The organism is Ktedonobacterales bacterium (assembly GCA_036557285.1).
Lineage (GTDB): Bacteria > Chloroflexota > Ktedonobacteria > Ktedonobacterales > DATBGS01 > DATBHW01.
On the sequence record DATBHW010000029.1, the window covers coordinates 38,539 to 63,559 of the forward strand.

19 protein-coding genes, 2 tRNA genes and 1 pseudogene are annotated in these 25,021 nt (G+C 60.7%); 10 read left to right on the forward strand and 12 right to left on the reverse strand.

Translation table 11 applies throughout. The annotated features are described in order from the left end of the window. The first annotated feature begins 112 nt into the window (after window positions 1-112). The 3 genes from aroB to aroC are packed head-to-tail and all read left to right on the forward strand — an operon-like array spanning window position 113 to window position 3,920. On the forward strand, window positions 113-1,840 hold the full coding sequence (gene aroB / locus VH599_08790) for a 3-dehydroquinate synthase (protein HEY7348396.1): 1,728 nt from the start codon (window positions 113-115) through the stop codon (window positions 1,838-1,840). 4 nt (window positions 1,841-1,844) lie between these two features. Continuing rightward, window positions 1,845-2,699, forward strand: coding sequence for a shikimate dehydrogenase (aroE, locus tag VH599_08795; GenBank protein HEY7348397.1), 855 nt, complete (start codon window positions 1,845-1,847; stop codon window positions 2,697-2,699). A gap of 39 nt (window positions 2,700-2,738) precedes the next feature. Beyond that, a complete protein-coding gene (gene aroC / locus VH599_08800; GenBank protein ID HEY7348398.1) occupies window positions 2,739-3,920 on the forward strand; it encodes a chorismate synthase in 1,182 nt (393 codons plus the stop codon). Window positions 3,921-4,038: 118 nt separating this feature from the next. On the opposite strand, the gene VH599_08805 is transcribed toward aroC, so the two are convergent. From VH599_08805 to VH599_08830, 6 genes and pseudogenes are all read right to left on the reverse strand, one after another. After that, complete coding sequence (locus VH599_08805) at window positions 4,039-7,284, reverse strand: PDZ domain-containing protein (protein ID HEY7348399.1); 3,246 nt, start codon at window positions 7,282-7,284, stop codon at window positions 4,039-4,041. Window positions 7,285-7,563: 279 nt separating this feature from the next. After that, window positions 7,564-9,072, reverse strand: a complete 1,509-nt coding sequence (locus VH599_08810) for an NAD(P)/FAD-dependent oxidoreductase (protein HEY7348400.1) — start codon at window positions 9,070-9,072, stop codon at window positions 7,564-7,566. 261 nt (window positions 9,073-9,333) lie between these two features. Then, complete coding sequence (locus VH599_08815) at window positions 9,334-10,491, reverse strand: transposase (protein ID HEY7348401.1); 1,158 nt, start codon at window positions 10,489-10,491, stop codon at window positions 9,334-9,336. Window positions 10,492-10,494: 3 nt separating this feature from the next. Continuing rightward, window positions 10,495-10,677, reverse strand: a pseudogene (locus VH599_08820) (transposase). Window positions 10,678-10,811: 134 nt separating this feature from the next. Further along, on the reverse strand, window positions 10,812-11,681 hold the full coding sequence (locus VH599_08825) for a VOC family protein (protein HEY7348402.1): 870 nt from the start codon (window positions 11,679-11,681) through the stop codon (window positions 10,812-10,814). 36 nt (window positions 11,682-11,717) lie between these two features. After that, a complete protein-coding gene (locus VH599_08830) occupies window positions 11,718-12,443 on the reverse strand; it encodes an HAD family phosphatase (protein ID HEY7348403.1) in 726 nt (241 codons plus the stop codon). A gap of 592 nt (window positions 12,444-13,035) precedes the next feature. Here VH599_08830 and VH599_08835 point away from each other — a divergent pair. The 6 genes from VH599_08835 (at window position 13,036) to ftsZ (ending at window position 19,081) form a co-directional block, all read left to right on the forward strand. Beyond that, window positions 13,036-13,629 (forward strand): acetate uptake transporter, encoded by a 594-nt coding sequence (locus tag VH599_08835; protein HEY7348404.1) that lies wholly within the window; start codon window positions 13,036-13,038, stop codon window positions 13,627-13,629. Between the two features lie 367 nt (window positions 13,630-13,996). Then, on the forward strand, window positions 13,997-16,114 hold the full coding sequence (gene acs, locus VH599_08840) for an acetate--CoA ligase (GenBank protein HEY7348405.1): 2,118 nt from the start codon (window positions 13,997-13,999) through the stop codon (window positions 16,112-16,114). A gap of 251 nt (window positions 16,115-16,365) precedes the next feature. Further along, window positions 16,366-17,049 carry a protein-L-isoaspartate(D-aspartate) O-methyltransferase gene (locus VH599_08845; protein HEY7348406.1) on the forward strand — a complete coding sequence of 228 codons (684 nt, stop codon included), beginning with the start codon at window positions 16,366-16,368 and terminating at the stop codon, window positions 17,047-17,049. A gap of 25 nt (window positions 17,050-17,074) precedes the next feature. Then, on the forward strand, window positions 17,075-17,584 hold the full coding sequence (locus tag VH599_08850; protein ID HEY7348407.1) for a hypothetical protein: 510 nt from the start codon (window positions 17,075-17,077) through the stop codon (window positions 17,582-17,584). A 105-nt stretch (window positions 17,585-17,689) separates the two neighbouring features. Beyond that, window positions 17,690-17,763, forward strand: a tRNA-Arg gene (locus tag VH599_08855). 130 nt (window positions 17,764-17,893) lie between these two features. Then, window positions 17,894-19,081, forward strand: coding sequence for a cell division protein FtsZ (gene ftsZ, locus VH599_08860; GenBank protein ID HEY7348408.1), 1,188 nt, complete (start codon window positions 17,894-17,896; stop codon window positions 19,079-19,081). A gap of 118 nt (window positions 19,082-19,199) precedes the next feature. On the opposite strand, the gene VH599_08865 is transcribed toward ftsZ, so the two are convergent. Continuing rightward, window positions 19,200-19,472, reverse strand: coding sequence for a hypothetical protein (locus VH599_08865; protein ID HEY7348409.1), 273 nt, complete (start codon window positions 19,470-19,472; stop codon window positions 19,200-19,202). A 238-nt stretch (window positions 19,473-19,710) separates the two neighbouring features. After that, window positions 19,711-20,571, reverse strand: coding sequence for a nickel pincer cofactor biosynthesis protein LarB (gene larB / locus VH599_08870; GenBank protein HEY7348410.1), 861 nt, complete (start codon window positions 20,569-20,571; stop codon window positions 19,711-19,713). Between the two features lie 307 nt (window positions 20,572-20,878). Between larB and VH599_08875 the strand changes: the two genes are divergently transcribed. Continuing rightward, window positions 20,879-21,427: a hypothetical protein gene (locus VH599_08875; GenBank protein ID HEY7348411.1), complete on the forward strand. Its 549-nt coding sequence runs from the start codon at window positions 20,879-20,881 to the stop codon at window positions 21,425-21,427. A gap of 100 nt (window positions 21,428-21,527) precedes the next feature. Here VH599_08875 and mutM read toward each other — a convergent pair whose 3' ends face one another. From mutM to pheA, 4 genes are all read right to left on the reverse strand, one after another. Beyond that, window positions 21,528-22,463, reverse strand: a complete 936-nt coding sequence (mutM, locus tag VH599_08880) for a DNA-formamidopyrimidine glycosylase (GenBank protein HEY7348412.1) — start codon at window positions 22,461-22,463, stop codon at window positions 21,528-21,530. 59 nt (window positions 22,464-22,522) lie between these two features. Then, window positions 22,523-22,598, reverse strand: a tRNA-Val gene (locus VH599_08885). 455 nt (window positions 22,599-23,053) lie between these two features. Next, window positions 23,054-24,055: a queuosine salvage family protein gene (locus VH599_08890; GenBank protein ID HEY7348413.1), complete on the reverse strand. Its 1,002-nt coding sequence runs from the start codon at window positions 24,053-24,055 to the stop codon at window positions 23,054-23,056. A gap of 76 nt (window positions 24,056-24,131) precedes the next feature. Continuing rightward, window positions 24,132-24,983: a prephenate dehydratase gene (gene pheA, locus VH599_08895; protein HEY7348414.1), complete on the reverse strand. Its 852-nt coding sequence runs from the start codon at window positions 24,981-24,983 to the stop codon at window positions 24,132-24,134. Window positions 24,984-25,021: the final 38 nt, after the last annotated feature.

Sequence of the window (25,021 nt, forward strand, 5' to 3'; positions counted from 1 at the left end):
ACCGTGAGGGAGAAGAAGCGCGCACCCATAGCTACTGTAGCTGCTGTACATGATGCAGGCGCATGGCGAAGCTACCCTGCCAGGCAAAAGACATAAGGGGATGTACACGTTCATGGGGCATATCTTTTTAACCGGCCTTTCCGGCGCGGGCAAATCAACGGTTGGCCGCTTAGCAGCCAGCATGCTGGGCCGCCCCTTCACCGATACGGATGATCTTATCGCCCGGCGAATGGGGCGCCCCGTCGGCCAGGTTCTCAGCGAATCCGGCGAAAGCGTATTTCGCCAGCTTGAGAGCGAAGCATTAGCAGCGGCGGCCAGTTCGCAAGAGGCCGTTGTTGCAACGGGCGGTGGCGCGGTGATGGCCGAGAACAACCGCAAGCTGATGCGCCAGGCTGGCCTTACCGTCTATCTACAAACCTCCGTCGAATGCGCCTGGCAGCGGCTCGATCAGCAAATGCGCCAGGCCCCAGCAGCGCCCCTGCGGCCATTGCTCGCCGGAGGCAGCGGGCAGCAGAAGCTGAACGACCTGTATCGCGTTCGCCAGCGTTGGTATGAGGAAGCCGAACTCCACCTCACCACCGACTCTCAGACGCCAGAGCGCCTGGCCCAGCAGGTTATTGCCGGAGCCATCGCACACGGCGCGCTCCTTTCGCCCGGCTTACCGCCGGAAGAGTTCGCGCTCGACCTGGGCCGTACATCCTCGCAAGCCATCGTGGAATGGGGCGGGCTGCATCGCCTGCCGCAGCGATTGCAGGCGCTGGGCTTCCACCGACGCGCCTTTATCGTGACCGATACCACCATCGGCCAGCTCTATGCCGAGCCACTCACTACGCTGCTGGAACGCGCAGGCATCGAGCCGTTTATCTTCACTGTTCCAGCGGGAGAGGCGAGCAAATCGCTGTCCAGCTTTCGAGCCATCACCGACTGGCTAATACAACAGCGCGCCGAGCAGCAAGACCCGTTGATGGCACTGGGAGGCGGCGTCATTGGCGATCTGGCTGGATTCGTCGCCGCCTGCTATCAGCGCGGCGTCCCGCTCATCCAGGTTCCCACTACCCTGCTCGCCCAGGTGGATGCCGCCATCGGGGGCAAGACCGCCGTCAATCACCCGCTCGGCAAAAATCTCATCGGCGCTTATTACCAGCCCAGGCTCACGCTTACCGACCCCGCCTGCCTCCTGACTCTGCCAGAGCGCGTCTATCGTGAAGGCTGGGCGGAGATCATCAAATATGGGATGACCCTCGACGCCGAACTGTTCGATCTCCTTGAAACGGTTCCCCCCATCCAACCACAGGAGCGCGCCTTGCTTGCCAGAGTGATTGCGCGCTGCGTGCATCTGAAGCTGGGCATCGTGCAGGACGACGAGCGCGATCAAGGGCAGCGGGCCATCCTGAACTATGGGCACACCTTCGGCCACGCGCTGGAAGCCATCACCGACTATGCGGCGTGGCTGCACGGCGAAGCCGTCGCGGTTGGAATGGAAGTCGCGGCGCAGATCGCCCACGCCCAGGGCTTGCTCTCGCGCGAGAGCGTGGCCCGCCAGCAGGCGCTCTTGCTGGCCTATGGTCTGCCAATCTCCTGCCCGGAAGTTGATGTTGACCTGCTGCTGGAGCGTATGCGCCTGGACAAGAAAGTGCGCAGCGGTGTGATGCGCTGGATTTTACCAACGGCTATCGGCCAATCGGGCATCTATGCTGATGTGCCGCTTCCTCTAGCGCGGCAGGCCATAGAGAAGGTCGCACACCGGCCAGCCGGGCCAGAGGCCGCAGCAGATCAGGAGATAGAAACAGTGCAAGAGCAGAGCGAGTGGGCAGAAGAACAAGTGGGGAGCGAGGGTTAGAACGATGCAGCACGTCGGGATTATCGGCTTTCCGGTGGCCCATTCGCTCTCACCACGCATGCAGCAGGCGGCATTTGACGCTTGTGGCATCGCGGCGCGCTATACTTTTTGGGAAACGGACCCCTCGCGCCTGGCAAATCGAATCGCCAGCCTGCGCGCGCCAGAGATGCTGGGCGCGAACGTCACCATACCCCATAAGACAGCAGCCCTGGCGTTCATTGACGAATGCGATCCCCTGGCCGCCAGGGTGGGAGCCATCAACACCATCGTCAATCGTGATGGGCGTCTGATCGGCTACAACACCGATGTGGGCGGATTTATGCAGGCGCTCGCCACACACAAAGATCATCCCTTCCAGAGCCAGGGGAAACACGCCGTCATCATTGGAACCGGGGGCGCGGCGCGCGCCGCCGCAGTCGGGCTGCTGGAAGGCGAGGTCGCTGAACTGGCGGTGCTTGGGCGCACCGAAGCGCACCTCGCCAGCTTGCTTCAGAGCCTTCAGGCGGCTGCCCCTCCATCAGCTAGCTCTGCTAGGCTTCACGCCGCAAGACTGGACAGCACCGACTCCAGCCGTTTCCTGGCGCAAGCCGATCTGCTGGTCAACGCCACGCCGGTAGGACTACACGAAAGAGATGCCCAAATACTGATTGACGTTCGTTTAGTATCCCCGGCGGCGCTGGTCATGGATATGATCTTTAACCCGCCCTATACGCCGCTCTTACGGGCGGCGCACGCGCAAGGCTGCGCCGTCTTGAACGGTCTCAGCATGCTGCTCTATCAGGGCGCGCTGGCTTTCAGGCTCTGGACCGGCCAGCCCGCGCCGGTTGAGGTCATGCAGCGCGCGCTTGGGCTGTCATAGAGACGCCCTGGGCTATCATAGATATAGAAAGGTTCACCGATGCTTCGCTTCTTAACCGCCGGGGAGTCTCACGGACCAGGACTCACCGCCATTATCGAGGGCATACCCGCCGGTCTGCCGCTTTCGGCAGACGACATCAATCCCCATCTGCAACGACGACAGGGCGGCTATGGTCGCGGCGGGCGCATGAAAATCGAGCAGGATCGCGCCATCATTCGCTCAGGGGTGCGTCACGGCCTGACGCTGGGTTCGCCTATCACGCTTGAAATTGAGAACAAAGATTGGGAAAACTGGCAGGTGAAGATGAGTCCAGCCCCGGTGGAAGAACCCATCGAAGCCGTCACCCTGACACGGCCCGGCCACGCCGACTTTGCCGGAGCCATCAAATACGGCCACCAGGATATTCGCAACGTCATCGAGCGATCCAGCGCCCGCGAAACCGCTGCGCGCGTGGCGGTAGGAGCGGTCTGCCTGGCCTTGCTGCGCCAGTTCGAGGCCGAAGTCCACAGCCACGTCCTTTCTATCGGGCCGGTGGGCTATCTCGCCCAGGAGCGCAGCGCCATCAAGCAAACGTTCTCCGACGACTATTGGGCGCGAGTCGAGCAATCGCCTGTGCGCTGCGGTGATAGCGCGCTGGCCGAGCACATGATCCAGCATATCCAGCAGAGCAAGCCCCAGGGAGAAACCTGCGGCGGCGTGGTTGAGGTCGTCGCCACCGGCATCCCGATTGGCCTGGGCAGTTACAGCCAGTGGGACCGTCGCCTGAGCGCCCGCCTGGCAATGGCGCTGATGAGCATTCCATCGGTGAAAGGCGTCGAGATCGGCAGCGGCTTTGCCACGACAGCCCTTCCAGGCTCGCAGGTCCATGATGTGCTGGAGTGGAGAAGCGAGTTGGGCTGGCAGCATCAGACCAACAACGCTGGCGGCATCGAGGGCGGCATCAGCAACGGCGCGCCGATCATCGCCAGGGCCGCCATCAAACCCATCTCCACCCTGGCCCATCCGTTACCGTCAGTCAACATCCAGACCCGCGAAAACAGCAGCGAGGGGCGCTACGAGCGCAGCGATGTCTGCGTCGTTCCGGCGGCGGGCGTCGTCGCCGAGGCCATGATGGCTATCGTCCTGGCAGAAGCCTGGCTGGAAAAATTCGGCGGCGACAGCATAGGCGAAATCCGCGCGCACCTTCACGCGGCCCAGAGCAAAGGGCCAGCGGCGCTGTAATACCACTTCCCGTCGCGTGCCTGCGGCTTCGACAGGAAGCGCATCCTTCCAGGGCGCCCAGTTTGCCTGGCTGCCCTGGAAGGATGCGCTTCCCACCACCGACTGAGGCGATCCCTCACTACCTGGGATAGCCGCGACGCGGCGGCTGCACCGGCGTGGGCGTCTCGGCGGGGTACTCCTCAAGCAGACGCAGCGCCTCAGCGATGCCGCGCTCAAGCTGTGGATCGAAGCCGCGCGCGTAATCCTGTGGCGTGTAATCTACATCAATAGTCGGATCGGTCCCATAATTTTCGACGCCCCAGCCCACATCATTGAACCAGAAGCTAAACTCCGGCTGCGTGGTGATCGTCCCATCAACCAGCGGCATATAGGGAGAGATACCGATAACGCCGCCCCAGGTGCGCTTGCCGATCAGCGGCCCCAGCCCCATCATCTTGAACGCATGCGAGAAAATGTCGCCATCGGAGCCAGCGTTCTCGTCGGTGATCGCCACCAGCTTGCCGCGTGGGGAATTATAGATATAGGGGTTGGGCGGAGACCAACGCTGGAAATCATAGCCCAGCCGGGGACGCGCCAGCTTCTCCAGCACCAGACCGGAAACCGCGCCGCCGCCATTCCAGCGCACATCAACGATCAGCGCATGATGGTCATATTCTGTCAGGTAATAGCGGTGGAACTCTGCATACCCATCTACCCACATATCGGGGATATGCACGTAGCCCACGCGGCCCCTGGTCTGCTCGTGTACCAGGCGACGGTTGTTCTCCACCCAATCACGATAGCGCGCGCGGGATTCGTCGGCCAGCGCACGCACAGTAACGCTGCGTGTCGCGCCGTTGGCGGATTGAAGGAGTATCTGTACCTCCGTCTCCGCCTGGTTCACCAGCATCTGCTGCGGCCCCCGTTCTGCCGTGAGACGCTGCCCGTTGATCGCCAACACCGCATCGCCCACACTGGCGTTCACCCCTGGGGCGAGCAGCGGCGAAGTCCATTTAGCGTCCCAGGGATCGCCGCGCACGATCTGCGCGATGCGATAGACGCCCTCGCCCGCGTCGAAGCGCCAATCAACGCCCAGGAAGCCCTGGCGGTATTCGGGATGGGGGCGATACTCCCCACCTCCCTCATAGGCATGCGACGAGCCAAGTTCGCCCTGCATCTCCCAGAACAGGTCCGAGAGTTCGCCGCGCGAAGCCACTCGCTCCACCAGCGGCTCATAGCGCGCGCGGACGCCCGGCCAGTCCACACCGGCAACATCGGCCACCCAGAACTGCTCGCGTTGCAGCCGCCACGCTTCGCCAAACATCTGGCGCCATTCGGCGCTGGGGCGAATCGAAACCTTGATACGCTCCAGATCAAGCCAGCCCGATTCACGTCCAGGCTTGTCACGCTCAGGCCCCTGCAATTCCGGCGGCTTCTCGCCAGCCTTGAGAACACGCAGCTTATCGTTGGAGGAATAGAGCAGCATCTTGCCATCGGCGGTCACGCTGAAATCCGCGACCTCATCGGCGATATGCTCCTGCTTGCGCTTCTCGAAGTCATAAAACTCCAGGCCGCCGTTCGATTTCGGCTTCAGGCCGAACAAATCACCAGTGCGCAGCCCCTCAACCGGCAGCGACGTAAAGAGCGCGCCATTGCCTGTGCCGAAGACCCGGCCATAGAGGCCCTCAGGCACAGGAAAAGCGACTATGCGGTTGGTAATGCCCTCAAGATCGATCTCCACTGGTTCGGGCGCGCTGGCCTTCTCAGCTTTCTCTTCCGGCTTCTGGTCAGGCTTCTTCTCTTCCTTGCCTTCCTCGTGCAGCAGCGCGGATTCCGGCTCAAACGGCGAACGCAGGTCTTTGCGCAGCGTAATCAGATAGGGGCGCACGCCTTTGGGGAAGCTAAACTCAAAGTGCATCATATCCATCACCGGATCAAACTCACGCGCGCCCAGGAAATAGAGGTACCGCCCGGCAGGATCGAACGCCGGTCTCGTATCGCGCCGCAGCGCGTCCGTCACCTGATATGTTTCGCCGCTCTCGATGCGACAGAGCTTGATAACGATCTGCTGCGCGTTGATCGCCTGTTCATAGGCTGCCCAGCGGCCATCAGGCGACCAGGCGACGCCATTCACCAGTTCGCTATCCTCGATGCGGCCATACTCGCTGCGATCAAGCACGCGCAGCGTCTCTGCCGCCAGGTCCACCAGCAGCAGTTCGTTGCGATGGTTCATCAGCAGCGCCTGATCGCCAACCGGCGCGGCGCGCAGCGCCGTCGCGTGGCCGATGTCAAGCCGCTCCAGTATGCGATCAGGCGACGAGCCATCGGCGGTCAAGACGACCAGGCGCGGCTCGCCGCCCGCGTCGCTGACAGCTACCAGGCGCTTGCCGTCGGCCAGCCAGTTGATCAGCCGATAGCGCGGGCCATCCACTTCGCCGTGCTGAAGGGCTGCACCTTCCCAATTGCTCATGCTGAACGCTTTGCCGCGCGTGGTCAGGGCTACCGCCTGGCCTTTGGGGTGCAGATTATACGAGTCCATGAACTTGCCTGCGGAGACAAACTGGCGTGACCGCTGCGCCTGAGACCCCGCCAGATCAATCTCCAGCCGCGTCTCGCGGTCAGTAGACGGATCGAGAACAAAGAGATCGCCGCCCGCGTGATAGACGCACAACCGCCCATCGCTGGCAAGATTGCGCGCGAAATACGTTTCCTGCTGGCTGTGGCGGCGCAGGTCTTCGCCGGTGGGCAGGCAGGAATAGACGTTGCTGATACCCTCGTGATCGGACAAGAAAAAGATACGCTCGCCCACCCAGCAGGGAGCGCCAATATTGCTATTCAGGTCCAGCAGCCGCTTGAACTCGCCGTCGCCCCGCTTGCCAATCCACAGGTAGCCAGCGGTCCCGCCGCGATAACGCTTCCAGAACGCCAGTTCGCGGATGTTCCGTCCCAGCACAACCGTATCGTTGGGACCAAAGGCGATGGCATTGGCAACGCCATAGGGCAGGCGCACCGGCTCCCCGCCCTGGGGCGAGATACCAAAAATCCAGCGGCCTCGCGGCACGCCAGCCGAACTGGCATAGAGAATCATTGATCCGTCAGGCTGCCAACCGATCACCTGAGAACGCCCGGCATGATACGTCAGGCGGCGCGATGGGCCGCCATCGGCGGGCATCACAAAGACTTCTTCAGGGCCTTCATCGTTGCCCGTAAAGGCAATCTGGCGGCCATCAGGCGAGAATTGCGCCCTGGTGGCTGTCGCCACACCAGCGGTCAATCGCTCCGCGCGCCCGCCTGTGGCCGCGACGCGCCAGAGATCATCCTCAGCAGTGAAGACGATCTGATCGCCGGAGATCGTGGGGAAGCGCAGGTATCCAGTGGTTCCCATGAATTCCTCTCTCTATAGGTTGCTCGTTCTTGCAACGCTTACATCACCGTGACATGCAGCGCCAGCAACGCAAACCCTGCTGTCCATTGCACAACTGAGTACGAACCGGTGTGCGCATACTCCTCTTCTTAAGAATTATGAGGGCTGATCTTCATAATATCCAGGTGACTCTTAAGAATTATATGGATCAGCCTTCGTAATGTCAATAGAACTCTCAAAAGCCCTCTAGTCCAGCCCAGGAGAACGGGAAGCGCATCGCTTGTGAGCCAGGTCGGCGCGCTACTTCACCGTCAGAGCGTAGCTTGCTGGATCGAAGCGGCGCGTGCGTCTGCGATACTGCCAGGTGAAGCCAGGCCAGAGAGTCGAGTTGTGGCCGCCCGCGTCCAGATACCAGCTCGCGCACCCGGAAGTCCAGACGGTCCCCTGCATGCGGCGTTGCAGTTCCACGTTGAAAGCGCCTTGCGCGTCGGCGCGTACCTCAATCGCCTGTATGCCTCGTCGGTCCATCAGACGCAGGCAATCAAGGATATAAGATAGCTGCGACTCGATCATAAACACCATCGAACTATGCCCCAGGCCGGTATTCGGACCGATAAGTACGAACAGATTCGGAAACCCGGCCACGCTAGCGCCTAGATAAGCCCTGGGGCCTTCGCGCCAGGCATCGGCAAGCGTCTGGCCGCCGCGCCCACGAACACAGCGGGCCAGCGGCATATCGGTCACATGGAAGCCGGTAGCCAGGATGATCGTATCGAAGGCGCGCTCCACACCATCCTCGGTCACAATGCCTTCTGCCTGCACCCGCTGAATCCGGTCCGTCACCACCTCAACGTTCTCCTGACTGATCGCGGGATAGAAATCGTCGGAAAGCAGGATGCGCTTGCAGCCCATCCTGTAGCCAGGCGTCAGCTTTGCCCGCAGCGCAGGGTCCGTTATCTGCCGCTCCAGGTGGCGCAGAGCAAGCGCCTCGCCGCGCTGAAGCAGGCGACTCCGGTTGAGAAAGCCAGGCACAAGCAGTTCGCGCTGCCAGTAGATCGCGCTGCGGGCCAGGCGCTGGGCAATGGGCAGCGCGCGGAACAAAGCCTGCCGCCTGGCAGAGATCGGATGGTCCAGGCGCGGCAGAATCCAGGGCGGCGTGCGCTGGAACAACGCCAGATGACCGACTTTCGGCTGGATGTGCGGGACAAACTGAATGGCCGACGCCCCCGTCCCAATGACCGCCACTCGCTTCCCTGTCAGGTCGTGGTCATACTCCCAGCGGGCCGAGTGAAAGAGCGTCCCCTCGAAGCGGTCCAGACCAGGAATGGACGGGATTGATGGCTCGCTGAGCGGGCCATTGCCCAGCGCGAGCATCTGAGCGGTAAACTGGCCCCTGGTCGTCGTAATGCGCCACTGCCTGGCCTCCTCCTCCCATGACGCATCAACGACCTCCGCATTCCAGCGAATGGAGGGCGTGACGCCAAACTGCCTGGCGCAGCCGCGCAGATACTCCAGAATCTCCTGCTGGGGCGAGTAGTGATGGCTCCAATGGGGGTTAGGCGCGAAGGAGAACGAGTAGAGATGGGACTGTACATCGCACGCGCAGCCCGGATAGGTATTGTCGCGCCAGGTTCCACCCACATCAGCGCCGCGCTCAAGCACCACGAAGTCGTCTATGCCCTGCTGCTTCAGCCGGATCGCCAGCCCCAGCCCGGAGAACCCCGCCCCAACGATAGCCACGCGCACGCGCCTTGCCCCGACAGCTTCCTGGGCAGGGGTGGCAGCCTCTTGTTCAGTGTGAATAGGCATAGCAAGGCTCCCGTCGCTCCCTCAGAATGTTGATGTGACGCTGGGAGCATGCGATAGGCGCTCACCTGCTGCTGGCGCTGTGGAACGCAAACATCCTTAACTGAAGTATACCGTAAGAAAACCCTGGGGGGCAAACATCCAATCGCAGTACTGCCATCCCGGCGGCCATCACACCTGTTCCACCAGTCGGCGGGCCACGTGCAGCCACTCCTCTGGCGTCTCATCGGGTACCGAACAGCCATTCGTTGACACTCCCCTGGCCTAAAGGCCGGGGATTCTCGGTTCGTCACGGCGCTTCCGTGTAGCCGCTCCCCGATGGGTCTGCCCGACCCATAAAATGTTTTTGGCGGCGTTATGGTCCCGGTGCAGGGATGCCCCACAATCAGGGCATTCGTGCCAACGCACGGATAAGCCTTTCGCTACCATGACGCCGCAGCCAGAGCATAGCTGGCTGGTATAGGCAGGGGACACGGCTACGGCTTGTTTCCCAGCGTTTGCAGCTTTGAAAACAAGGATGGTACAGAACTGCCCCCAACCGGCATCATGGATGCTTTTGGCAAGGCGCCCATTCTGGACCATGTTGGCAACCTGCAAGTCTTCGTAGTAGACGCTATCGTAGCGCTTCAAGAGCGAAAGGGCGGTTTTATGGTGAAAATCCCGGCGTTGGCGGGCAACCTTCTGATGGGCGCGCAGCAAGAGCCTGACCGCTTTTAGGCGTCTCTTGCTGCCCTTCCTGCGCTTGGAGACGCGCCGCTGCGCTTTCACCAGTCGCTTTTCTGCCTTCCGGTAGTGCCTGGGATTGGCAATCTGTTCTCCATTGGCAAGCGTCAGAAACGATTCCAACCCAAGATCAATCCCCGTCTCTTCACCCGTCACGGGCAAAGGCTGAATAGGCACATCGGCACACGCAATGCACGCATACCAGCCATCCGGCTCCTCGATAATGCTGGCCGTTTTGGGTGTGCCTTCCAACGGGCGCGACCAGCGTACCGCGATACGCCCGATTTTGGAGAGGACCAGGAACCCCTTGTCCAGGCTGGCTCCATTGCCCCATTGGGGATATGTGAAGCTGTGATAGCGGTTGCGACCCTTGAAGCGCGGGTAGCCAGGCTTCTCCCCATTCGCCACACGCTTAAAGAAGGCTTTGAACGCCCGGTCCAGGCGCAACACCACATCCTGCAAGACCTGGGAATGAATGGCGGCGGTATCTTCTCGATAGGCGCGAATATCAGGAAGCTGGGCTTTCTGCTGATAGTAATTCACCGACACCCGACACTTCTGCCAGGCTTCTTTGCGTTCCTGAAGGGCGGCGTTATAGAGTTCCCGACACAGGCGCAAGACACTCCCCAACTGTGCCGCTTGCGCGGGCGTAGGGTGAAGTTTGTACTTGAACGTCTGGTGTCCGGTGAGTTCTGCCATTGCCTAGCGTCCCTTCTGGCTCTCAACGTAGCGCTTCAAGGTGTCCAGCGTCACCCCGCCAACCGTACTGCAAAAGTAGCTGTTGGTCCACAGGGAAGGCCGCCGCCGCTTCAGGATGGGGAACTCTTGGCGCAGCGCATGAGAGGAATAGCCTTTCAGCAAATTCACCACCCGCGCTCATCCAAACCACCTATCAGGCATTTGCCGGTTAGAGTCAAGTGACCCCAGTGCTGAAGCGCGGGGCAGCGCAGATCGGGCATAATTTTCACCATATGTCTTCATATCTTCGTCCTTACAAAGCTCCTCTCTGAGAGCCTGCTTCACGATTTCAGCCACAAACGCGCGCCAAAGGTCTCGCGCAGAGGCAGCAATACCCCCGTTGAGTCGGCCTGGGGCTGCTCTGCGCTCAAGCCGCCTTGAGCCAACGCCTCGCGCGTCTGGTCGAGACTCCTGCTGGTCAGCGTCAACTCAAACGGCCCCTCGCCTACTGCTTCCAATGTCTGCTGCGCCAATCCTGCTCCAGTCGGCTCCAGCAGATCAATCGTAAACGCCCCCAGCCGGAAACTGGCGCGGCGCGCCCCCAGGCTCAGCGCCTCGTTCTGGTGAGCGAACTCCAGCCCAAGCTGATGCTGGTAGAGATCAATCGCGCGCTCCAGGTCGCGGACCACCAGACTGATCCCCGCCACGCCCGCTGCGCCGTTGGGGTGAACACCTGGCTCTTCCCACACAAGCCGCTCGGCATCGGGCGCATCCCATTGAATCAGAAAGGGCCAGGGCCGACGCCAGGGTACGCTCCCAGGGACCAGCAGCCGCCAGGAGAGCCGACGGCCATCCGGGCGCATGCGCTCCATCGCAAAGGGGCCTTCAGCCGCCAGGCCGGTGCGCCCCAGGCGCTCAGCATCCTGCGCAATATCGGCGGTAGCGAGCGCGTAGCCTATCAGGCCACCTTCTTGTTTTGCCAGAAACTCAGCCAGCGCCTGCCCGTTCAGGCCGCGTCCGACAAGCTCTGTCTCATCATAAATGGCGATTAACTCAAGGTAGTCCAGGCCAAAGCGAATGATGGCATTCTGTGTGCCGCGCCCGGTATGACGCCCGCCGGGGCTGACCGCGAAGCCAAGCGCCTGATAGCGCCGCTGCGCCTCAGCCAGATCGCGCACCGCGATTACCGCGTGATCGAAACGACCAATCATGAGTTCCTCCTGCCTGTGCAGCCAGCTCTTTCTGCGCTATGCGTTCGAGGCTGCGGAATGGCCCGCCATCAGCGTTTCCAGGTCCACCAGATGGACGCGCTCCAGCGAATCAACAACCCGGTCAGCCGCCGCAAGCAATGCCGCCGGATGGCTGTTGGTGACGGCCAGGCAGCGCATTCCAGCAGCCGACGCCGCAGCCACCCCGGCAGGGGCATCCTCGATGACCACACAACGCGCCGGAGCAACGTCCAGGCGCTCTGCCGCCAGCAAGAATATATCCGGGGCCGGTTTGCCGCGCGGAAGTCGATCCCCCGACACCATTGCATTCAGCCAGCGACGCAGGCCAAGCTCCTCGCTCATCACAGCGATATTCTCCATCGGCGCGGAAGATGCCAGGCTCTGCCTGAGACCAGCCGCGTGCGCTGCCTGCATTAATTCCAGCGCCCCAGGCAGGGCGCGCAGATTCCCTTTCAGCAGTTCCCGAAAGTACACCTCTTTGCGAGCCGCCAGGGCATCCATCTGTTCCGCCGAAAGCTGCGATCCCCAGAACAGTGGGATGATCGCCGCGTTGCTTCTGCCAAAGGTCTTCCAGAAATCTTCATCGGTAAATACAACGCCTGTTTCGGCAGCCAGCCGCTGCCAGGAGAGACGATGCTGCTCACTGCTATCAACAATGACCCCATCCAGATCCCAGATAATGGCCTGAAGCGAGGCTAAGGGTGGTTGGCCCTGATGAGAAGTCGGCGCCTGATTGATTGACATGGAATGGCTTTTGCTCCTTTGTGCCAGGAAATGGGGAAGCAGATGTATCGTATGAAGTATCGTATTAAGAAAGAAAATTGCCAAACCTCTTGACTTTTCGCTTCAGCTAGTATACGCTATGTTCAAGGCAGTCATCTAAACTACGTCTTTGTAAAATAGCAAAAAGCGTTCTAAACTGCTTCTACCTCTTTGCTCGCGGTTTATCTCCTCTCTGTGCGAGCTACATGCCTATAGATCATCACCCTTGAATAGCGACCCTGACCCATCCATAAGGATGTTCCATCTTGCTTAACGGAATGTGGTGAGGATGAAGGGAAGCCTGCTGGAAAGGGGGTGAGAGACATTCGGGCGGCTGAGCAACTGGCACGGGGACACGTCTGTGCTGTTCCCAACAGCACACCTCGCCCGCTGGAGCTTTTCCAGCAGCATGCCGTATGCCCACTCCTCAGCCTGCCAGCACAGCGGCTGTAGCTGTGCCTGTTTTTTCTGGACTTCTTTTTCGTCTCCCAGATGGTTCTGGTTAGACCATCGTTCATTAGCTCAAAGGGAAGCAATATGGCGCTTCCCAGTTCCGTAGTTAGGAGAGGCTTCGATGGCTCAAGCAACCGAAACCAAAACAACAACGGCAGTAGCCGACCCGGCGCCCCTCGGACTCTTTGGATTTGCCACGACCACCCTCGTCCTGAGCGCCGCAAACTCTCACTTTACTGGAGTTGATGCTGGCGGCGCGCTGGGTCTGGCCTTTGCTTATGGCGGCATAGCCCAGTTGCTGGCTGGCATGTGGGAGTTCAAGAACGGCAATACCTTTGGCGGTGTTGCGTTCTCCTCCTATGGCGCATTCTGGATTTCCTTCTGGATACTCTTCAACGCCGCCGGTTCCGCGCCGAAGGGTAACGATGTAGCCTGGTACCTGTTGTCATGGACCATTGTGACCGGACTCTTCCTCCTTGGCGCGCTCAGGCTGAACTGGGGCCTGGTAGCAGTCTTCGCTCTGCTGTTCCTTACCTACCTGCTGCTGACGATTGGCGAGTTCAATCCCCCGGCTAATCCGGCGGATGCTTCGCCCATTGCTGGCTACGTCGGCATCGCAACAGCTATAGCAGCCTACTACGTGGGCCTTGCTGGCGTCCTGAAGGCTGCGTCCGGTGGGAAGATTAACCTGCCACTTGGACCAATCGGCGGCTAGCCAACACACCAGATTTTTCAAGGGATAGAGCGACTGAATACGGGACAGGGGACAGGCTCAAACCACTCGCATTTCAGCGATGAGCCAACCAGGCTAAGACACCAAGAGCCGCTGCCCCCTGTTCCGGCTCTTTTATGAGCGCCAGGCAGGAAGCCCCAATCCACCAGCGCGCTCAATACGAAGTAGTGGGCGATGGGCTACAGGAGAGATACTGCACGCTCCACGCTCCGAAGTAGTATGGCAAGGAGATTTCAACGCTATGAAAACTCCTCTAGCCCTGGCTAAGCTATGGAGGCGCCTTACCGCCAGGGAAGCTGTGTCTCTTGCGCGAGAGGAAATTATCGTAACCACAAGGGGTGATCAAGCAATGGCAAAAGAAGAAGTGGGAGTAGCAGTCTCCGAAGCAGAGATCGCCGTTCACTGGCGGGAAGAGGAGTACTATCCACCCTCTCCCAAGTTTATTGGGCAGGCCAATGCCAGCGATCCAAGCATCTATGAACGGTTCAGCGAAAAGAACTTCCCTGAGTGCTTCAAGGAATACGCAGACCTGCTCACCTGGGACCACTATTGGCATACGACACTGGACACCAGCAATCCGCCGTTCTGGAAGTGGTTCGTCGGTGGGCGGCTCAACGCTTGTTACAACTGTGTTGATCGCCACATGAAAACCACCCCCAATAAGGCCGCGCTCATCTGGGTGCCTGAACTGGAAGAGGATGATACCCTGGCGATCACCTATCGGGAACTCTACATCCGGGTCAACGAGTTCGCCGCGCTGCTGCGCGACTTCTGCGGCCTCAAGACAGGGGACCGCGTGACACTCCACCTGCCGATGGTTCCTGAGCTGCCCGTTACCATGCTGGCCTGCGCGCGCCTGGGCGTCATCCATTCTCAGGTGTTTGGTGGATTCAGCGGCGCGGCCTGCGGTGGCCGCATTGCCGACTCAGGCAGCCACGTCCTGATAACGATGGACGGCTACTACCGCAGTGGAACCTTGATTGACCACCGGGTCAAGGCCGACGAGGCCGTGAAAGTGGCCGAGGAACAGGGAGCCAAAGTGGATAAAGTGCTGATCTGGCGGCGTCATCCAGGTCAGTATGCCTCAAATAATCCAATGGTCGAGGGTCGGGACTTCTTTGTTGACGAGGTATTGAAGGACTACCGCAGGCGCATCGTCGAGCCGGTTTCCATGCCCGCCGAAGCGCCGCTGTTCCTCATGTACACCAGCGGCTCCACCGGCAAACCCAAGGGTGCGCAGCACAGCACTGGCGGCTACCTCTCTTATGTCACCGGCACGTCGAAGTTCTACCAGGATATTCACCCCGACGACACCTACTGGTGCTTCGCCGACATCGGCTGGATCACCGGACACTCCTACATTGTCTACGGCCCGTTGGCGCTGGGGACAACGAGTGTGATGTATGAAGGGGTACCGACCTATCCCGACGCTGGCCGACCCTGGCGCATCGCCGAGAAACTTGGCGTGACCATCTTCCACACCTCGCCAACATCGGTGCGCATGCTGCGCAAGGTCGGACCCGACGAACCGGCGAAATACAACTACCATTTCAAGCACATGACCACCGTGGGCGAGCCGATTGAGCCGGATGTCTGGCGCTGGTATTACAATGTCGTCGGCAAGCGCGAAGCCGTCATCGTTGATACCTGGTGGCAGACCGAGACCGGCGGCTTCCTGTGCAGCACCCTGCCTGGGGTGGGGGCGATGAAGCCCGGCAGCGCAGGTCCGGGCGTCCTTGGTGTCTACCCGGTGATCTACGACGAAAACGGCGACGAGGTGCCAGCCGGAAGTGGACGGGCTGGCAACATTTGCATTCGCAACCCCTGGCCGGGCGCCTTCCAGACGGTCTGGGGCCAGCCGGAGCGATATATCCAGACCTACTATGCCAAGTATTGCCGGAACAAAGACAGTAAAGACTGGCATGACTGGCCCTACTTCGCGGGTGACGGCGCGCTACTGGCAGCCGACGGCTACTTCCGCATCCTGGGCCGGGTTGATGATGTAATCAATGTGGCCGGACACCGACTGGGAACCAAAGAGATCGAATCCGCTTGCCTGACCGTTGACGAGGTGGCCGAGGCCGCCGCAGTGCCGCTGGTGGACGAGGTCCGCGGCAGGGTGGTTGAGGTCTATGTTTCCCTGAAGCCGGGAATCACAGCGAACGCGGAGCTTGAGTCGAAGGTGTCCAAAGCGGTTGAGACAGAGATCGGGCCGATTGCGAGACCCCGGCATATCTGGATCGTCCCGGATATGCCCAAGACCCGCTCTGGCAAGATCATGCGCAGGATTCTGGCCGCCAGCAGCAACTTCGCCGATGTGGGCGACGTAACGACGCTGGCGAACCCGGAGGTCGTCGAGGGCATCCGCCGCCACGTCCAGAGCGAAAAGGTTGCGCGTGGGGTGGTTCCACGCGCCCTCTCGCCAGAAGAGCTTGAGGAGATCAAGCGCTTTGGAAGCGTTGAGTAACCGCGCAAGCCACCAGGAAGCAGCGACAGAGGGACTGGCCTCGCACCTTCAGGCCAGTCCCTCTGCCTTGTTGCGCAACCCTCGATAGGGGAGCGCCAGACGCCCCGCTTGACGAGGAACAGTTTGGGTTCTACACTAGAAAAAGAGAAGGCGCCACAAGATTCCTGGCAAGATCGCAGGCTTGCGTGAAGACGGCACGCAAATTGCGGCTGAGGCTGCGCAAGGGCAGATGGCTCCCTGGGGAATGCCCTATGACACACACGGTTGCGGGTCAGACCGACCCTCCTGATAGTCTTATCGAGCGCCGCGCGGCGTTGCTCGCCACGCTGCGCCAGGCAGGGGTACATGACGAGCGTGTTCTGCAAGCAATCAGAGATGTGCCACGCGAGCAATTTGTCGCCCCGCCGTTGCGCGCGCAGGCGTTTGAGAATATCGCGCTGCCAATTGAGCAGGGCCAGAGCATCTCGCAGCCGCTGATGGTGGCGATGATGACCCAGGCGCTGGAGTTGACCGGCGCAGAACACGTTCTGGAGATTGGCACAGGATCGGGCTATCAGGCGGCCATCCTGGCGAAGTGCGCTCGCTCAGTCGTCACCGTCGAACGCTGGCCCAGGCTGGCTGAACGCGCGGCCAGGCTTCTGGTGACGCTCGGTTATACCAACGTTCAAGCCCATATAGGCGATGGAACACTGGGCTGGCCGCCCGCCGCGCCTTACGACGCGATCCTGGTGACTGCCGCCGCGCCAGTGATCCCAGAGCCGTTGTTACAGCAGTTAGGTCTTAATGGCCGATTGGTTGCCCCGGTGGGCAGCCCGGAGCAGCAGGATTTGCTTCTGCTGCTCAAGCGGGGACAGGGCATTGAGCAGCGCACGCTGGGAACGTGCGTCTTTGTCCCGCTGATTGGCGCCGCCGCCTGGCGCGAACGATTCGACTAAAGAGCAGCGAAAGCGAGGAAGAAGCGTGATCGGTTTGCAGGTACATGCCCTCCAGTTATGCTGGTCTCTCGTCTTCTGGATCGCGCTGCATGAGGCGGCCTATCTGCTGCTGGGGCTGGCGCGGCGGCGCATCATGATCTGCTGGAGCATCGGCCCCCTTGGCATAGCAACCACCTATGTGCGCGAACCAGGACGTGGGTTTTTGTTGGCGCAGTTGCTTCTTCCAGCAGCCCTGGCCGCGTTGTTCCTGCGCTTTCTCTTGTTCCAACAGATGCCTCCGCCCATCCTGCATCTACCGCAGGGGGCGCTGGCGCAACTGCTCACCATCGTTACCTCTGTAGTGCTTACGAGCGGTATTCGGGCAGTGATGCTGGTGCGCGATTGGCGCTATCCGATCTGGGGCGAAGCGCGGCTCTTGCGCACGGGCGCCTGGAGCCGGGCAACCTGCGCGGCCCTCTATTTTACAGCGTTCGGACGCGCGTTTCTGCGCGAGCGGTTTCAAGCCACGCCACGCGAGTTTGTGCAGACAGTTTAGCGGAAAAAACGGGCCTGGGGTCTTGACGCCCCGCACGCCAGGTGATACGCTGTCCACTGAACAGGAGGCAGGGCGATGATGAGCGGCTCCTGCAAACCTGTATTCGCTCCCGTAGCTCAGTGGATCAGAGCACTGGTCTTCGGAACCAGGTGTCGGGGGTTCGAATCCCTCCGGGAGCGCCTGGGTTGTGTGGTGCGCACTGGCCGGTTCGTCCGTGCCAGTGCGCCCTCGTTTTTTTAAGCGGATGTTGACCGATTCTTTCCTGGGGGCTGTTCTCCCTTCTTAAAAGAGAGTGAGGGGCGAATCCTGATGAGTATACAGCCAGCGACCAGAACACACCGACGACAGGGACACGCCCGCGTTGTCCAACTGGAGGAGCAGGCGCTCTTCGCCCCGGAGCCAGCGCAAATTATCGTCGTTGGCGTTGGCGGCGCGGGCAATAATGCCATCAACCGCATGATCGACGCGCAGCTTCGCGGCGCGCGGTTCCTGGCTCTCAACACCGATGCGCAGGCGCTCGCGTTTTCACAGGCGCCAGAGCAGCTTTGCCTGGGCGAAACGCTCACCCTTGGACTGGGGGCAGGCGGCGACCCCGCCATCGGGGCAGAGGCCGCAGAAGCCAGCCGCCAGCAATTGAAAGAAGCCTTGAGCGGCGCCGATCTGGTCTTCCTGGCGGCAGGGATGGGCGGCGGCACCGGAACCGGCGCCAGCCCGATTGTGGCGAGCATAGCGCGCGAGTTGGGGGCGCTGGTGGTGGGGACCGTCACCTTGCCCTTCTCTTTTGAGGGAAGCTATAGACGAAAAATCGCGCAAGCCGGGATCGCGGCGCTTTCTGGCATTGTGGACGCCCTTGTCACTGTGCCAAATGATCGTCTGTTGCAGGTGGTGGGCAAAAATCGCACGCTGGCCGACGCCTTTCACCTGGCGGACGATATATTACGCCAGGGCGTGCAGGGCATGACCGAGATCATCACCGTTCCAGGGCTGGTCAACGTAGATTTTGCCGATGTACGCAGCGTGATGCAGCAGGCGGGCCTGGCGCTCATGAGTATCGGCGATGGGCGCGGCGAACATCGGGCAGAAGAAGCAGCCACCAGGGCGATAGCAGGCGGGTGGTTGGGGGCCTCCATTCAGGGCGCGCAGCGCATCCTCCTCAACATCACTGGCGGAACCGACCTCACCCTCTTTGAGGTGACACAGATCGCTCAACTGGTCCGCGAGGCCGTTGATGAACACGCCGACATGACCTTTGGAGCCGTTCTGGACCCCAAGATAAAGGACCGCATTCGGGTCACGCTGGTGGCGGCTGGCATGGCCCGTACAGGGAGCGACCGAGAAACGCTCCAGAAGCTGCCAGGAATCAAGACACCAGCGCCCCCCCTTGCGCCGCCCGAAGCAACCAACGGCGCAGAGGAGAAGCCAGGTAACAGTCCGGTCCTCTCTGCCAGCGGTGGAAAAGCCGCCAGGAGCCAGGAGCCGCTCCCCGGCAGCAGCTAGCAGCACAAGAAACGCACGAGCAGGTCTTCCGTTTGCTCAAAAGGGTGAGCAGAGCATGTCTGAGTCAGACACGCTCTGCTCACCCACTGTCACAATACGAGGTTAAAAACCAGATAGGCTACTGCGACTGCTTGGGCGCAGTGCGGCCACGCTCGCCGCCCTTTTTGCCAATCCGCGAGTAGAACTCCGGTCCCTGCTGACGCTTGGTGGACTCGCCGCCCTTTTTGCCAATCTCAGCATAGAATGCTGGCCCGCGCTTTTCCTTCACCGCCTCGCCGCCCTTTTTGCCAATCCGCGAGTAGAACTCTGGACCGTATTTTTCGCGTACTGCTTGACCACCGTGTTTGGCTTTTTGGGAACCAGGCTCTGGCCCCCGTTTGCTGTTAGGCATGTCTCTCTCCGCCTCTCTACGCTTAGCTATACATACTACGTGTTCCCTCATCCCCCGGCATGACGGGAACTCTTCACTACATCGGCGTTACCGGGTCGCCTGCGCCTGGAGCAAGCTGCAAGAATCATGCCGCCCTACTGCTGAAAACCCCAGCCGTTGGGGTTTCTGGCGTTTTCCTGCGCCATATGCCCTTCAGAGGATACATGCGCGAGAGCGCGCATGATCCCTCTTTGCGGTATTACCCCGCTGCGTGCTGGCGCGTTTGACGCGCCTGAGCGACACGATTGGCGATCAGGGCTGCCGTGGCCCCAGCCCCGATGCCGTTATCAATGTTCACCACTGTCAGACCCGGAGCGCAGGTCTGTAACATCGAGAGCAGGGCAGCAACACCCTTCCCTCCCAGGCCATACCCAATCGAGGTGGGCAGGCCGATCACGGGTACATCAACCAGACCCGATACAACCGATGGCAGCGCTCCATCCATCCCCGCGGCCACGACAACTGCGTCCACTCCTTCGGCCAGCAAAGCCCGAAGCGGCTGAAGCAGCCGGTGCAACCCGGCCACCCCGACATCATAGATCGGTGTGACCACACAGCCCATAGCTTCGGCCATCAGGCGAGCTTCTTCAGCAACGGGAACATCAGAGGTTCCGGCGCTGATGAGTCCCACCCGACCTCCAGTCTTTGGAGGGGAACTGCCCTGGCGATAGATCGCTGCCGCGCGGGCAGGTTCCCGAAGGATGATATGGCAATCCGCAAACTCATCATACAATCGTCCGAACAAATCGGGCGGCATCCTGCTGATCAGGGCGCGACCATTTGCCCGAATGAACGCATGCGCGATAGAAAGAATCTGCGTATCGGTCTTGTTTTCGCCGAGAATGACCTCCGGGATGCCTTTGCGTCGTTCACGGCCAAAATCCAGAGTGGTTCCCTCGATGGACTGACTCTGGGCATCATGCGAGAGTGTTGGGTGGGCCAGGCCAGCCTGGGGGCGCTGCATGCCTTCACCATCGGCAAGCTGAGCCAGCACACGCAGCTCGTTGTCTATGTGATGCAAGACCTGTCCCAATCTCTCACGATCTGCGCTCTCGCTCATCGCATGATACCTTCCCAAATGGCACAATGGTATTGGCAGGAACATCATGTTTCCATACAACCAACCTCAATATAGCACACCGAACACAATTTGGCAAACAGGGCAGCAGGCATTACCCAAAAAGCGCCGATCACCCGATGTGCTAGTTTATGAACGGCTAGCTCCTGAACAACGTTTTATTTTTGCAAGCGGGCTACAATTGATTTAGCTGAGCCGCTTGGGTATAATACAGAGAAGTGGCCCACCTACCGCTGGATTTGCAGGATGCGGGCCGAGCAATGTACTGGAGGTATCAAAACATCGCTCTATGAAACAGCGTGCTTTTCTGCTGGCGCTGGCGGTTCTGGTAGCAGCGCTTCTTTCAGCCTGTACCCCGTCGCTGGCGAATAACTCCGGCAGCAGCCAGCCCACGATTGCGCTGCATACGCCTGCGGCAAACCTGACACCAACACCCACAGCCCCCCCTCAGACCATTGTCGCCTTCGCCAGTAACCAGTCGCCAAAGGTGAACGATAGTATCACGATCTATGTGATCTTCCATATCAGCGTCAACGGGGGACCGCCTAGAGGAGTCGGCGGGGCCTCGGTTAGCCTCGATTTCACCTTCTACAGCGGGGCGCCTGTGTCTCAACTCAACAGCCAGGGGGGCACACAACAAACAACTCAGGATGGCTGGGCCGCTTTTCCCATCAGTTTCACGGGGCTTCAAGCACAGACGCCAATCCTGGTGGAAGTTACTGTATCCTATCATGGAAAGACCTACCAGCAGCCGCGCGCAGCGTTTTTCACACCGCTGGCAGGGTCTCCAACGCCCACCCCAAAGCCAGGGGGTGGGGGTGGGGGAGGCAATAACTAAACACGTTCCCCAGCCAGCGAGGACTAAACCTCACAAGACCCGATGGGCATAGGAAATATTGGCTAGAAGGCGAGGAGTTTTTGGAAAAGCTCCTCGCTTTTTATCGCCCTTTCACGCTTGCTCGCCTTAGCGATGGTTCACGCGTGCGTCGTCCCTCTGCTGGCGTGAGGTTCAAGGGGAGCGCATGAGCGTCAGGATTCGGCTGGCACGCGGGGCAGAAATGGGCGCTGCGCTGGGCCACGACGATGCGCGCCAGCGTGGCGCCACAGCGCAGGCAAGGCTCGCCCGCGCGCTGATAGACCTCCAGGTGAGCGCGATTGCGTCCGGCCTCGCCCCAGATGTCTTGATGGCGGCCAAAGGTCGTGCCGCCATGCTCAATGCCCAGTTCCAGCACCACGCGGATGGCGGCGTACAATCGTCCGATTTCTTCCGGGGTCAGGGTCTCGGCGCGGCGCAAGGGATGGATGCCAGCGCGGAAAAGCGCTTCATCTGCGTAGATATTGCCGATGCCCGCGATACAGGTCTGGTCGAGCAGCAGCGGCTTCATCTGGCGGCTACGTCCAGCCAGCAGCGCGGCCAGCGCCGCTGGCGTAAACGCTTCGCTGAGCGGCTCCAGTCCCAGGGCATTGAGCGCGCTGGCGAGTTCACTGTTCGGATAGAGCGCGATGCGCCCAAACTTGCGCGGATCGGTAAACACCAGGCGACGCCCATCATCCAGCAGGAAAACGACGCGGCCATAGGGGTCAGCCACATCTTCCCAGGAACCATCACTCGCTGCGGCTGGAAAAAGCAGCAGGTTTCCCGTCATGCGTCGGTGGACCAGCAGGGTGTGCTCGCCGCTGAGAGCGATCAGCAGATATTTGCCGCGCCGATCAATGCCCAACACCCGCGCGCCGGGAAGATCGGCACAGAAGGTCTGTGTGTCGGGATGGGCGATGGTGCGCGGCCAGTTGACGCGCACATTGCTGATGGCACGGCCAATCAGTGTCTGGCGAAGCTGGCGGGCAACATATTCGACTTCAGGAAGTTCGGGCATAACAGAAAGGCTTCTTGAGAAGAACACCACCCTGGCGGGCGCATTAAGCTCTAGAGAGATGGTGGGTGGTATTGGGCTCGAACCAACGACCTCTTCGGTGTGAACGAAGCGCTCTCCCGACTGAGCTAACCACCCATACACTATCGCGTGCCATACAAGGATACCATGCCAGGGCCGCTCCTGTCAAGGTTTCTGCAACAGAAGGTTCCACCAATTATCGAGGGTCACTGGTAGCGCCGCCTTCCAGGCGGCCACTGCTGCGCCCTGGCGAGCGTTCACCCTCTAGGCCAGCGGACCAGCAGGCCAACGCTGGCCGCCAAGAAGGGACGCGCGAGCGACCAACGGGAGCGAGCATGCCGAGGCATAGCCGAGGCAAGCGGCAGAGACGCGCGAGCGAGGCGCAGCCGAGCGAGAATGGCCGCGCCCAGCGCGGTCAAGCGGCTCTGGCGAAGCCCTTCCCGAAGGGAGGCGGCGCTCCCAGTAACACGCCTCGCTTGCCAACACCTCAGATTTGGTAGAACCGCAACAGAAAGAAGCCTTCTATGACTGAGGAGGCCCGAAACCGTTCTCAACTCATACCCTGCTCTTGCTCAGTAATAGATGGTGCGCGTGCGATGATAGGGGAGGTCAGTCGGAGAGAGCGTCTGGCCCAGCGTCCAGAGGTAATAGTCAATCTCGCTGGCGAGCGCAGGGATGCCGCGCTCGCTGAGGGCGCGGCATAATAACTCGCCCGCCCAGATGGTCGCCGCCCGAATCTCCACCTCTGCGGGGCTGCTCGCTGGCAATGGCTCCAGGCGATCAACGCGCGCCGCCAGATCAGGACTGTAGGCCAGAACGCCCTCGCGCCGAAGCACCTGCGGTACTTTATAATCGGCAAACACCGTCAGGTGATCTAAGTCGCTCAGGGCGCCCCATTGCTTGCCAGCAAAAGTACCGTGTATATCGGCCACACAAAGCTGGGCGCGTTTATAAAAGCGCACTTCAGCGCCGCTATAAGAGGCAACATCGTTAAATGACGGAAAATCCTGAACGATCCGCCGGACCAGCGCCACAGCATTGCCGCCAGCCGCCTCCACCGCGCGAGCAAACTGGCCGTTGTACTGCGCCAGTAGAACCCGACCCACCTCGCGGGCGTTGGCGAGGCGCTCGCCAAACAGTGGGATTTCAGGCGTGCTGGACGCCGGGCGGAAGATCTGTCGGAGGTCTGCCTCGCTCATTTCGGCCAGATAAGCCGCATCCCAGAGCGGATAGCCCTTGTCAAGCGCGCGCGTCAGGCTGGCGGCTTCAGCAAGATAGCCGTTATAGGTCTGGCCGCGATACTCTACTGCCCAGCGCGGCTGACCGGCCTCGCCCCAGAAACAGAAGTTCATGGCATCCACCAGCAGCATCCAGTTGAGCGTGCGCTCTGTGCCATCATAAAAATGCAGCGTGGCATCCCATGCTGCTTTGCGCCAGCCTTCCTGCGCCCATCTGGCGGCAAGCGCCTCGATACGCTCTCTATCCAGGCGCACCTGCCGGGCGTTCTGCACAACAGGCAAAGTAGAGCGTAACACCCCCAGCGGATCATGGGAAGGAAGGGATAGGCTCAGCATAACGATCTGCTCCCGAAGCAAGTATCTGGGCGCTGCTCCTCTGGCAAGTAATCCCGCCGCATGTAATTACATAGGTTCAGCATGCCGGATCGCGTGGAAACGTTCCTAAAACCTGGACAAAGGTCGTCTTATCCTTCAGCGCAGCCAGCGCCTGAGCAACTGATGTCTGATGGAGCGAACCCTCGATGTCCAGGTAGAATACGTATTCCCAGGGTTGCTCGCGCGATGGCCGGGACTCCAGCTTGAGCAGGTTAATGTCGCGCGCGGCAAATTCGCCCAGCGCCTGATGCAGCGCGCCCGGCTTATGCGCCGTTGCCAGCATCAGCATCGTTTTTGCCTGGCCGCCTGGCGCTTCACCTGGCTGGCGCTCCAGTACAATGAAGCGAGTGTAGTTATTCTGGATGGTCTGAATACCGTTCGCCAGAACCTCAAGCTGATAGAGATCAGCGGCGCGGGCGCTGGCAACCGCCGCGACGCCCTCCATCGCTTGCTCGCGGATCAGTTTGGCGCTGCCTGCCGTATCATACGCCGCCACAACTTCAACGTCCAGCCCGCGCAGATAGGCGTCGCACTGCGCCAGCGCCTGCGGATGCGAGAGAACCCGTTTGATCTGGCGCAGCGTCTGCCCAGGCAAACAAAGCAGGCAATGGTTGATAGGTCGGCAGATCTCACCAGTCACAAACAGATGGCTGCTGCGCAGCAGATCATAGACCTCGTTGATGCTTCCGGCCTGCGAGTTTTCAATCGGCAGCAGCCCGGCATTGGTTTCCCCTGACACTACCGCGCCGACAGCCTCAGCAAAGCTCTTTTTGGGCACAGGAATCACGCGCGCCCCAAAATAGGCGACCACCGCTTCCTCGCCATACGCGCCGCGCTCACCCTGGAAGGCGATACGCAGCGACGCTTCTGCGCGTTCAACTTCCATCATACGATTTCCTCTTTCTCAACTATCGTCATGTCGCCCTT